This is a genomic window from Polynucleobacter sp. AP-Sanab-80-C2, assembly GCF_035012965.1.
Taxonomy (GTDB): Bacteria; Pseudomonadota; Gammaproteobacteria; order Burkholderiales; family Burkholderiaceae; genus Polynucleobacter.
Map to the genome: position 1 here is coordinate 207,889 of NZ_JAYGQS010000005.1, position 10,173 is coordinate 218,061.

The 10,173-nt window shown below is 44.5% G+C and carries 10 protein-coding genes and 1 tRNA gene; 4 read left to right on the forward strand and 7 right to left on the reverse strand.

Annotation, left to right across the window (positions count from 1 at the left end):
• The first annotated feature begins 77 nt into the window (after positions 1-77).
• Positions 78-707, forward strand: coding sequence for a trimeric intracellular cation channel family protein (locus VC178_RS09635; RefSeq protein ID WP_323482378.1), 630 nt, complete (start codon positions 78-80; stop codon positions 705-707).
• Here the strand turns inward: VC178_RS09635 and ggt are convergent.
• The 4 genes from ggt to VC178_RS09655 are packed head-to-tail and all read right to left on the reverse strand — an operon-like array spanning position 694 to position 5,418.
• The gene (gene ggt, locus VC178_RS09640) at positions 694-2,292 is read right to left on the reverse strand and encodes a gamma-glutamyltransferase (protein ID WP_323482379.1); all 1,599 of its coding nucleotides are present in this window, start codon (positions 2,290-2,292) and stop codon (positions 694-696) included. The genes VC178_RS09635 and ggt overlap by 14 nt on opposite strands.
• 35 nt (positions 2,293-2,327) lie before the next feature.
• The gene (locus tag VC178_RS09645) at positions 2,328-3,773 is read right to left on the reverse strand and encodes a TRAP transporter large permease (protein ID WP_216126818.1); all 1,446 of its coding nucleotides are present in this window, start codon (positions 3,771-3,773) and stop codon (positions 2,328-2,330) included.
• Positions 3,770-4,312, reverse strand: coding sequence for a TRAP transporter small permease subunit (locus VC178_RS09650; RefSeq protein WP_215295830.1), 543 nt, complete (start codon positions 4,310-4,312; stop codon positions 3,770-3,772). Before VC178_RS09650 ends, VC178_RS09645 begins: the two co-directional genes overlap by 4 nt.
• Before the next feature lie 20 nt (positions 4,313-4,332).
• A complete protein-coding gene (locus VC178_RS09655) occupies positions 4,333-5,418 on the reverse strand; it encodes a TRAP transporter substrate-binding protein (protein ID WP_215295829.1) in 1,086 nt (361 codons plus the stop codon).
• Between the two features lie 331 nt (positions 5,419-5,749).
• Here VC178_RS09655 and VC178_RS09660 point away from each other — a divergent pair, with 331 nt between their 5' ends.
• Positions 5,750-7,420 (forward strand): MFS transporter, encoded by a 1,671-nt coding sequence (locus VC178_RS09660; protein WP_323482380.1) that lies wholly within the window; start codon positions 5,750-5,752, stop codon positions 7,418-7,420.
• A gap of 64 nt (positions 7,421-7,484) precedes the next feature.
• Here the strand turns inward: VC178_RS09660 and VC178_RS09665 are convergent, their stop codons facing one another.
• Both VC178_RS09665 and VC178_RS09670 read right to left on the reverse strand, forming a co-directional pair.
• Complete coding sequence (locus VC178_RS09665) at positions 7,485-8,096, reverse strand: MOSC domain-containing protein (protein WP_323482381.1); 612 nt, start codon at positions 8,094-8,096, stop codon at positions 7,485-7,487.
• Between the two features lie 16 nt (positions 8,097-8,112).
• A complete protein-coding gene (locus VC178_RS09670) occupies positions 8,113-8,433 on the reverse strand; it encodes a DUF6150 family protein (RefSeq protein WP_323482382.1) in 321 nt (106 codons plus the stop codon).
• Between the two features lie 369 nt (positions 8,434-8,802).
• On the opposite strand from VC178_RS09670, the gene VC178_RS09675 reads away from it, so the two are divergent.
• Positions 8,803-9,369 (forward strand): SRPBCC family protein, encoded by a 567-nt coding sequence (locus tag VC178_RS09675; RefSeq protein WP_215297502.1) that lies wholly within the window; start codon positions 8,803-8,805, stop codon positions 9,367-9,369.
• Between the two features lie 14 nt (positions 9,370-9,383).
• Here the strand turns inward: VC178_RS09675 and VC178_RS09680 are convergent, their stop codons facing one another.
• Positions 9,384-9,773 (reverse strand): hypothetical protein, encoded by a 390-nt coding sequence (locus tag VC178_RS09680; protein WP_216178139.1) that lies wholly within the window; start codon positions 9,771-9,773, stop codon positions 9,384-9,386.
• Positions 9,774-9,964: 191 nt separating this feature from the next.
• Between VC178_RS09680 and VC178_RS09685 the strand changes: the two genes are divergently transcribed.
• A tRNA-Met gene (locus tag VC178_RS09685) sits at positions 9,965-10,041 on the forward strand.
• Positions 10,042-10,173 lie beyond the last annotated feature (132 nt).

Below are 10,173 nucleotides of genomic sequence, written 5' to 3' on the forward strand. Positions count from 1 at the left end.
GTTGTATTCATGGCTAACAGTATATTCATGAAGCAAATTGGCGAGAAGGTTCTTTCATTTGCTTTAGACTATTTCTTATGTACGAAATTCATTTTTGGATTGGCATCATTGCAACCATAGCCTTTGCGGTCACTGGCGTATTGGCTATAGCCGATCGTGGAGTCGATCTTTTTGGTGTTTTAGTACTTGGTTTGATCACTGCAATAGGCGGGGGGACTATTCGAGACATTATCTTGGAAGCCCCTATCTTTTGGTCTGAAGGACAGATTTATGTTTGGCTTGCATTGGGTGCGAGCGTATTGACATTTTTTGCTGAGTCTTTTTTTACCCAACCACAGATATATCGCTGGATGTTGTATATCGATGGTTTTGGTGCTGCCCTATTTGCGATTCAGGGGGCAGACAAGGCCTGGGGTATGGATTTTGGCTTGCCTGTTGCGCCTGTCATCTTGGGGGTGATTACGGCAATTGGCGGTGGCTTAATACGCGACGTATTGGCCGGTAGAAAAACACTGATCATGTCTCATGAGCTCTATGCGATTCCGGTAACACTGGGTTGTTGTGCCTATGTGCTGGTATTGAACTTCATACCTCAGTATGCGATTGAGGGTTCCGTACTTTGTATGTTGGGAATCTTTGGTTTACGCGCAGCCGCTATTTATTGGGATCTGCGCGTACCCAAAATATGGATTACTAAAACGCGCTAACGGCACCGTCGCTGCGAGGATCCCAGCCCCCGCGGAGAGTGCCAGATGGTTCGCGAATGATGCAACCTGCGTGACCTACGGTTTCATCAAAAGCATCGAGCATCTCAATTTCATGACCCATCGCATGTAATTCTTTTGCAACCCATGGGCTAAAGCGAGATTCTAATTTCAGGCTGTCGCTAGTTTGGCCCCAAGTTCTCCCTAGTAGCCAGCGTGGACGACTAATCGCATCTTGTGGATCCAGTCCATACGTTGCTGTACGAGTAAATACGGCACATTGAGTTTGCGGTTGACCATCTCCACCCATCGTTCCATAGACCATCGAGCGGCCATCTTTAAATAGAGCCATCGCAGGATTGAGTGTGTGAAAAGGTTTGCGATAGGGTTCGAGATGATTGAGTGTCTTGGGATCTAAAGAGAAACTGCAACCTCGGTTTTGCCAATTCACTCCTGACTGAGGCAACACAATACCAGCGCCAAACTCGTGATAAATACTTTGAATGAAAGAGACGCAGTTACCGTCACCATCAATCACGCCCATCCAGATTGTGTCGGCTGGTCCCTTGCCTTGACCCCAGGGTAAAGCTTTGTTTGGATCTATATTTTTAGCTAACTTTTTCAGAAATGCTGGCGATAAAAAAGACTGCGCATTTTTTGTCATGTAAGCGGGGTCGGTGACAAACTGATCTCGAATCTTAAACGCTTGCTTAGTCGCTTCAACGCAATGATGAACATATTCAGTGCTATCGACCTTGAAGCGCTTGAGATTGAGTTGATCCAAGATGCCGATGATCATGAGTGACACAACACCTTGGGTAGGCGGTACCATATTGTAGACATTACCCAGGCTGTGTTTAAGTTCCAGCGGATCAATGAGTTTGGCGCGATGACGATGTAGATCGCTTAAACGTAGGGGGCTACCAATATCAGTGAGTTCTTTGCCTAACAAATCTGCAAGATCGCCACGGTAAAAATCATCTGCTCCTTTGGTGGCAATTTGCCGTAAGGTTTTAGCTAGGCGCGCTTGTTTAAAGATACTGCCCACAGCTGGCGCTTTGCCATTCACTAAAAATGTTTTAGCAAATCCTGGAATGGGATTGAGCTCTTCACGCTTTTTAGCAGTTAGGTTTGATTGGCTATAAGTTACTGGTACGCCTGCTTCAGCGTAATGAATCGCATCCGCTAGCAGACGCGATAAAGGGATCTTTCCGCCAAGACCCTGTTTTGAGAGTTTGTGCGCAGCACCCCAACCAGAGATAGTGCCGGCAACGGTGTTTGCTGCTACTGGTCCACGAAAAGGAATCGCTTTGGTAATGCCACGCTCCGCATACCACTGCTTGCTTGCTAAGCCAGCTGCCGCACCACAGGCATCAATACCGCCCATGGCTTTGCCTGGTGAATGGATCACCCAAAAAGAGTCGCCACCAATGGAATTCATATGTGGGTAGACAACAGCAATGGTTGCTGCTGCAGCTACCATTGCCTCTAATGCATTGCCACCTTCACGAAGAACTGCTAAAGCTGATTCAGAAGCGAGGGAGTGCGGCGCTACCGCCATCCCCTGAATGCCCCACTTTGCTTGCATTGCAAAACCCCTCTATTTTTTCTAATGCTTTTATATTATTTATTTTCTCGCAATTGTCGCTCGATCTCTGAACTAGAGTCTACTGTGATCTCATTTTGTTCAACGCCAGCCAATGGATCAACGGAGGGACCATTGGCATCAAAGACAGCAGCTGGCTTATCAACAAAGTAGGTCACTGTTTCTGGGATGAAGATGATGATGGCCACCAGAATCAGTTGCAAACCAACCCAGGGCAGGGCCCCATAGTAAATATCAGAGCTCTTGAGTGATTTTGGTGCTACCCCTCGCAGGTAGAACAGCGCGAAGCCAAATGGAGGATGCATGAATGAGGTCTGCATATTGGCGCCGAGAAGAACACCGAACCAGATCAGGTCGATGCCGAGCTTGTCCGCAACGGGAGCCAATAATGGAATGATGATGAAGGCGATCTCAAAATAGTCTAGGAAGAAGGCTAAGAAGAAGACAAACAAGTTCACCACAATCAAGAAGCCTACTTGACCGCCTGGAAGACCTGATAAGAGATTCTCAATCCAGAGGTCCCCATCAACGCCGCGGAATGCTAAGCCAAATACCGTAGAGCCAATCAGAATGAAGATCACCATGGCATTGATGCGCATCGTGGAAGTCATTGCCTCCCAGACTAGCGGTTTCTCTAGGCGCTTATTCATGGCAGCGAGAACTAAAGCTCCTACAGAGCCCATGGCTCCACCTTCAGTAGGCGTAGCCAGACCCATCAAGATGGTGCCCAATACTAAGAAGATGAGTGCGATTGAGGGAACAATGCCCCACAAGATTCGCTTGAATAATTTCCAGTCAATTTTTGGACGCGCTTCAGGTGGAAGTGCTGGCACATCTTGTGGTCTAAAAATGGATAAAAAGAAAATAAACAAACAGAACAGCACTACTTGAATGATAGAAGGTCCAATGGCGCCGGCATACATATCGCCAACCGATTTGCCTAACTGGTCAGCCAACACAATTAATACGAGTGATGGTGGGATGAGTTGAGTAATGGTTCCAGAGGCTGCAATCACACCCGTTGCAACACGCGGGTTGTAACCGTAGCGCAGCATGATTGGCAGAGAGATTAAGCCCATCGCAATTACTGATGCAGCAACAGTCCCAGTAATCGCACCCAGAATCGCACCAACAATGATGACGGCATACGCTAGACCACCACGGATTGGGCCAAACAATTGACCCAAACCTTCGAGCATGTCTTCTGCTAACCCGCACTTCTCCAGAATTGCACCCATGAAGGTGAAGAAGGGAATGGAAAGTAATAAGTCATTCGAGAGAATGCCAAAGACTCGGTCTGGTAGCGCTTGCAAGAAAGTGGGCTGAAACATGCCCATTTCGATGCCGATAAAAGAAAAGAATAAGCCAACTGCGCCAAGCGAAAAGGCGGCTGGATATCCAAGCAATAAAAATACAATCAAGCCCCCAAACATGATGGGGGCCATCAATTCATGGCTAATCATTGGAGCGGTCTTTCGTACTTAGGATCGATTTGAATCATGCCAATAATGGCAGCATAGCGTTTGATAATTTCTGAGATACCTTGGAGTGTTAATAAGAAAAAGCCCAAAGTAATCACGCCACGCACTGGCCAACGAATCAGACCACCAGGATTGCTCGAGGTTTCATTTTGAATTACCGACGTAATAAAAAATTCCCAAGAGTAGTAACCAATGATGATTGTTACCGGTAAGAAGAAAACAATGCCACCCCAAAAGTCTAACCAGAGTCGAAATTTGTTAGGGTACATTGCATAAAGTACGTCTACTCGCACGTGTTCATTGAGACGAAAAGTCGTTGCAGCACCAAACATCACCATACCGGCGAATAAATACCACTGCGCTTCAAGCCAGCCATTGGAGCTGACATTGAAGCCATACCGAATCAGCGCATTTCCTGTGCTGACCAGTACGGCTATCAATACCATCCAACTCGCTAATACACCAAAACGGTCATTTAAACGATCAACGAAACTTGCAAAAACTAAAAATTGTTTTGGCATATCAGATTCTCAATAAGTCCTTATTTGACTGGATTAGTCAACATGAAGCTCATGAGTGTTTGCTCAGCAACTTTGTTCCACAGCATTTGATCGTTGCGGAATTTTTTCCAAGGTTCGTAAATCTTCTTGAATGATGGATTCTTGGCTGCTTCTTCTTCATACATTTCGAATGCCGCATTGGATGCCGCTTTCATAATGTCTGTTGAATAAGATTGCAGCTTCACACCATTCTTAATTAAGCTTTGCAAAGCGATTGGGTTTTTGTAGTCGTACTCGGCCATCATGTCAATGTTGCACTCCGCACATGCTGAGGCCAAAGCTTCTTGATATTGCTTAGGTAACTTTTCCCATTCTTTGATGTTGACGTACATGGAGTACATCGAACAAGCTTCCCACCATCCTGGGTAGTAGTAGTAAGGAGCAATTTTGTAAAAGCCTAGTTTTTCATCATCGTAAGGACCAACCCACTCAGCCGCATCAATCACACCCTTTTCAAGAGCAGGATAAATATCGCCACCGGCAATCTGTTGTGGAATTGCGCCTAAGCGGGACATCACTTCGCCACCAAGACCGGCAATACGCATCTTCAGACCTTTTAGGTCAGCAACAGTCTTCACTGGTTTTTTAAACCAGCCACCCATTTGAGTGCCGGTGTTACCTGCTGGGAAAGAAATAATGTTGTAGTCACGCAAGAACTCGCGTTGGAGTTTCAAGCCACCGCCCCAATACATCCAAGCATTTTGCTGGCGCTGATTCATACCAAACGGAACGGTCGTATCAAAAGCGAACGTTTTATTTTTGCCTACAAAGTAGTAGCCGGCAGTATGAGTACATTCCACAGTACCCTGTTGTACGGCATCAACCGTACCGAAGGCTGGGACGATTTCACCTGCACCAAAAATACGAATTTGGAACTTGCCATCGGTCAGTGCGGCTACTCGCTTGGAGATAAATTCACCGCCACCGTATATGGTGTCTAGGCTTTTAGGAAAGCTAGAGGCGCAGCGCCACTTCACTTCTGGCATAGATTGTGCAATGGCGGGTGCAGCCAATACTCCAGCAGCAGCGCCGATTGCGGTTTTACCTAGAAAGTCACGTCTTTTCATTTGAAATGCTCCTTATGTAATATTTTTGGCGGCATATTGAGCTATGCCTTTTTGATAACTTCAGAGACTATTAAATCGAAGTGCAAATAGATAAATTCTGGGTGTTGCACTTGGTTTTTCGAATATGCACCTTGATTGGGCAACTTGCTATGAAATAGTGCAAATCCATGATGTCATCATGGATTAAGTGTATTGCATTAAATATGCAGTTTTCGGGAATACCCCGACTGAATTTCATGAGTAATTACCCTAAGTGTTGGATTTCTTTGAATTTTTTTAAGGATAATCGACGAGTTGTTTTTTTATTTCTATAAATAGTTAGGAGCTACTGATGTCAACATCAACTAAAGCAGCCCCAATGACCGCTGCAGAGCGCAAAGTTATTTTTGCTTCCTCTTTAGGTACGGTTTTTGAGTGGTATGACTTTTACCTTTACGGTTCTTTGGCTGCCGTTATTGCCAAGCAGTTCTTCTCAGGATTAGATGCTGGCTCTGCCTTCATTTTTGCCTTGTTAGCTTTTGCCGCTGGTTTCATCGTGCGTCCATTTGGCGCATTGGTGTTTGGCCGCTTAGGCGATTTGATTGGCCGTAAGTACACCTTCTTGGTCACTATTATGCTTATGGGTGGCGCAACCTTTATCGTGGGTATTCTGCCTAACTATGCATCTATCGGTGTTGCTGCCCCAGTCATCTTGATTGCATTGCGTATGCTGCAAGGTTTGGCTTTGGGTGGTGAGTACGGTGGTGCTGCTACTTATGTTGCAGAGCATGCCCCTCATGGTAAGCGCGGTGCATATACAGCTTGGATTCAGACAACCGCTACTCTGGGTTTGTTCCTCTCCTTGCTTGTGATTTTGTTCACACGTGAATTCACTGGCCCAGACTTTGACGTTTGGGGCTGGCGCGTTCCTTTCATTGCTTCTATCGCTTTGTTGGCAATTTCTGTATGGATTCGTTTGTCCATGAATGAATCACCAGCTTTCAAGAAGATGAAAGATGAAGGTAAGTTGTCTAAAGCACCTTTGACAGAATCATTTGGTCAATGGAAGAACTTGAAGATTGTGATCTTGGCATTGTTTGGTCTAGTTGCAGGTCAAGCAGTGGTTTGGTACACAGGCCAGTTCTATGCTTTGTTCTACCTCACCCAAGTGATGAAGGTAGATGCTAAAACTGCGAACTTGTTGATTGCTGCTTCATTGGTTATCGGCACACCATTCTTCGTAGTATTTGGCGCCTTGTCTGACAAGATTGGCCGTAAAGTGATCATCATGGGCGGATTGTTATTGGCGATCATTACTTACATTCCAAATACGCCAGTTTCAGTATTTAATGCCTTGACTCACTTCTCCAACCCACAGTTAGAGAAGGCAATGGCAACTGCACCAGCTTCTATTACGGTTGATCCAACTGAATGTACCTTCCAGTTCAACCCAACCGGCACTGCGAAGTTCACAAGCTCTTGCGATATTGCAAAACAAGTGATGGCTTCAAACTCTGCTAGCTATACCACCGTTGCCGGTGCTGCTGGTAGTACAGCGATTGTGAAGATTGGTGATACTGAAATCACTGGCTACTCCTCCAAGGGCATGGCTCCAGCAGATGCAAAGGCCAAAGATGCAGAGTTCAAGAAAGAAATTCGTGATGCATTGAATGCTGCCGGCTACCCTGCTAAAGCTAACCCAGCTGAGGTTAACCATGTTGCGGTTTTGGCCTTGTTAGTATTTTTGGTGATTTTGGTGACCATGGTTTATGGCCCAATCGCAGCGATGCTCGTTGAGATGTTCCCAACTCGGATTCGCTACACCTCGATGTCCTTGCCATACCACATTGGTAACGGTTGGTTCGGTGGCTTGTTGCCAACTATCTCCTTCGCCTTGGTTGCGCAGAACGGTAATATTTACTACGGTCTCTGGTATCCAATCATCATCGCTACGATGACATTGGTAATCGGTGTACTGTTTGTTAAAGAAACCAAAGATGTAGATATCTATGCACGTGACTAATTAGATGTAAAGCATCTTTAGTTTATAGTATCTAAAAGCCCGATCACAAAGTGATCGGGCTTTTTTATTCCCACAAATCTTTTTGATTGCGATTGTTTAGTAACTTTTGATTTTGCTGAGCAATTGAAATATCTCTTACTCCAGGAACAAGAGTAATCTGTGCTCCGGCAGCCAAGATGCCAGTCTTGATGACTCTGAGATACCAGCCACTAAAGCCCGTCTGGAGCATCGCTTTACTAGCACCTTTATAGCCCACTGCTGCATTGAATTTAAAGCAGGGTTCACGCAGCTTGACTACAGAAAATTCTAGATCGCCAATCAGTAATGTATCGCCAACGTAGACCTCGCTCTCGAGCAAACCTTCGATGGTGAAGTTTTCTCCGATAGCTCCATGTTGGAGAGTAACTTCTTTTTTAGTTTCACGGCTGAGTAGCTCGTTCCAAAAAGCGTAGTGTTCGGCTGGATAGACGTAGATCGCTTTTTCAATGCCACCATGCACATTCAAGTCAGCCTGCTCATCACTCTGCACTCCAAGAGTAGTAATTTCAACTGAAATGGGATTTTGTAAATTACTAATACTCTTTTTATGAATTGCCGAAGCGACTGATTTGTAATCGGGGTGGTGGTTGCCAAACAAAGGCAAAACTTTTCCTGCTGAAATTGAAATGAGTTTCATGCTTTAAGTTTCTTTATTAGTAACGGCAGCGTGCATCACTTTTGTATTTTGTGAAATACACAATAAGGTCGGCATCGGATTTGTATTGGGTGTAGTAGATAGTGGCTCGCGCATCACTTTTATATTTTGTATAAAACCATACCCCTGGTTCCTTGTCGCTGGAGTATTGGGTTTCGTAGACGACGCAGTTCGCTTCAGACGGGTACTTTGTAACAAAGACCTTAGCATTGGCTTCTGATGGATAGTTAGTAATGAAGATTTGGGCTGCAGAAGCGCCAAGAGGCATCAAAACACTCAAGAACACTAAGACAAGCCGTTTTTGGAAATCTCTTTTCATGCATCTATATTACGATTTCTTAGAAGGGTAGCTGCAGATTAGAGTAACTGAGCTATTTCTTAGAAAAAGGGTGCCAAGATCGATTCTTTAGAGCAAACTCAATGCACTTTAAGCCTCATAATGCACTCTTATTTTTGAGGATCGAATATGACAGCTCTGTCGCTAACTAAAATATTTACAGATATATTTTAAAAGGTGAAATTCTCATATTTAGATTTGATATCTAAACTTCAAATATGGCAGTAATTGACTAGATTCATAAACTTGTCATATGAACAGCGGAGCATCTAGGCACCCTCAATATCTAAGTCAAGAGAGAACATGTCAGGTCAAAATCCTGCCTTTACAATTTGGTATGACAATTAAATAATGAAATGGATTGTTTGCCTATTCTTATTTATCAGCGCACTGCATAGTCATGCACAAGAAAATGCGAATCCATATGATGTGCAAGTAAGTGTCATTTCAGAAGATGGGTACTTCAAAATTCAAGCTAGTTATGCAGTGCCAATCGATATCTGTGCTGCCTATGCTTTTATTACTGACTATGAGGGGGCCAAGAGTATTCCTGGGATTGTTGAATCGAAAGTGATATCGCGGACTCGTAATAAGGTACGTGTTCAAAGGTTAATTAGAGAGCAGATACTCTTTTTTCCGGTTGAAATGAAATCACTCATGGAATACACAGAGACCCCAAATAAACTGATTACTTTTGAGCAGCTAAGCGGTGATAACAAACAATATCGAGGGTCTTGGAGGCTTAGCGAGGGAAGAGATAAGACGCTTTTTAGGTATGAAGCGATTGTGGAGCCGCACTCCATCATTCCATCCCTGGTGATTGAGTATTTCGTGAGAAATAGTATTCGTAGCCGATTCGAATTGATGGCACAAAGAGCAGCGCAAGCGAAGTTTACTGAATACTTTGCTTGTAACTAAGCTATGTCATTCTTTTAATTCAGGATCGGCTTTTCGCATCTACCAATAAATTCTGCTCGAGCAATAGTGCGTTCGTTAGGGTTTATCTTTTCACCAATAGACCAAGTGGCATCAATTTCGGCAAATGAGAGCGTACTTGTATTGTAAATAATACGTTTACGCTGCCTTGCCCCGTTGGACTCTTTGATCAAATTGCAGCTAATGATGTTGGATTGTTGGGTACACTCATAATCATCGATTTTGTAATCTTTAATCTTGTAGGTCCGCGTCACCTGAGGTGTAACAATTTCTTTTTTTGCTTCCGTCTTAATAACGGCGCCGTAACAGCTTAGCGTGAGGTTGTCAGGTTTTTGCGAGCAAGCAATTAGTGCGCTAACAAAGATTAGTGTTACCAATAGTTTCACAACAACCCCTTTATATATTTTTATAACTATAAGTGATTTCTCCCCCCCCCCCGCTACTTTTAGGTCCCGATCGCTTTTAAATATAGGTTAGATGAGGTTTGCGTAAGGTAGCGGCGAAACTAATCAGCGTCATCAGCACAGTCAGCTTCATTTAGACAGCACCCCTTCTATTGTTTTATAATCATCAGTTCGGCGAATTAGCTCAGCTGGTTAGAGCGACGGAATCATAATCCGCAGGTCCGGGGTTCAAATCCCTGATTCGCCACCAAATCTACAGGGTACGTACCGGACACATGCTTTACGTCCGGTACCGACCACATGGTTTACACCTTTACCAATCACATCCCCAATACTTTGGGACCAAATGGGTTTTCTAGGGCTTGTACCCTTGAAGACTCCA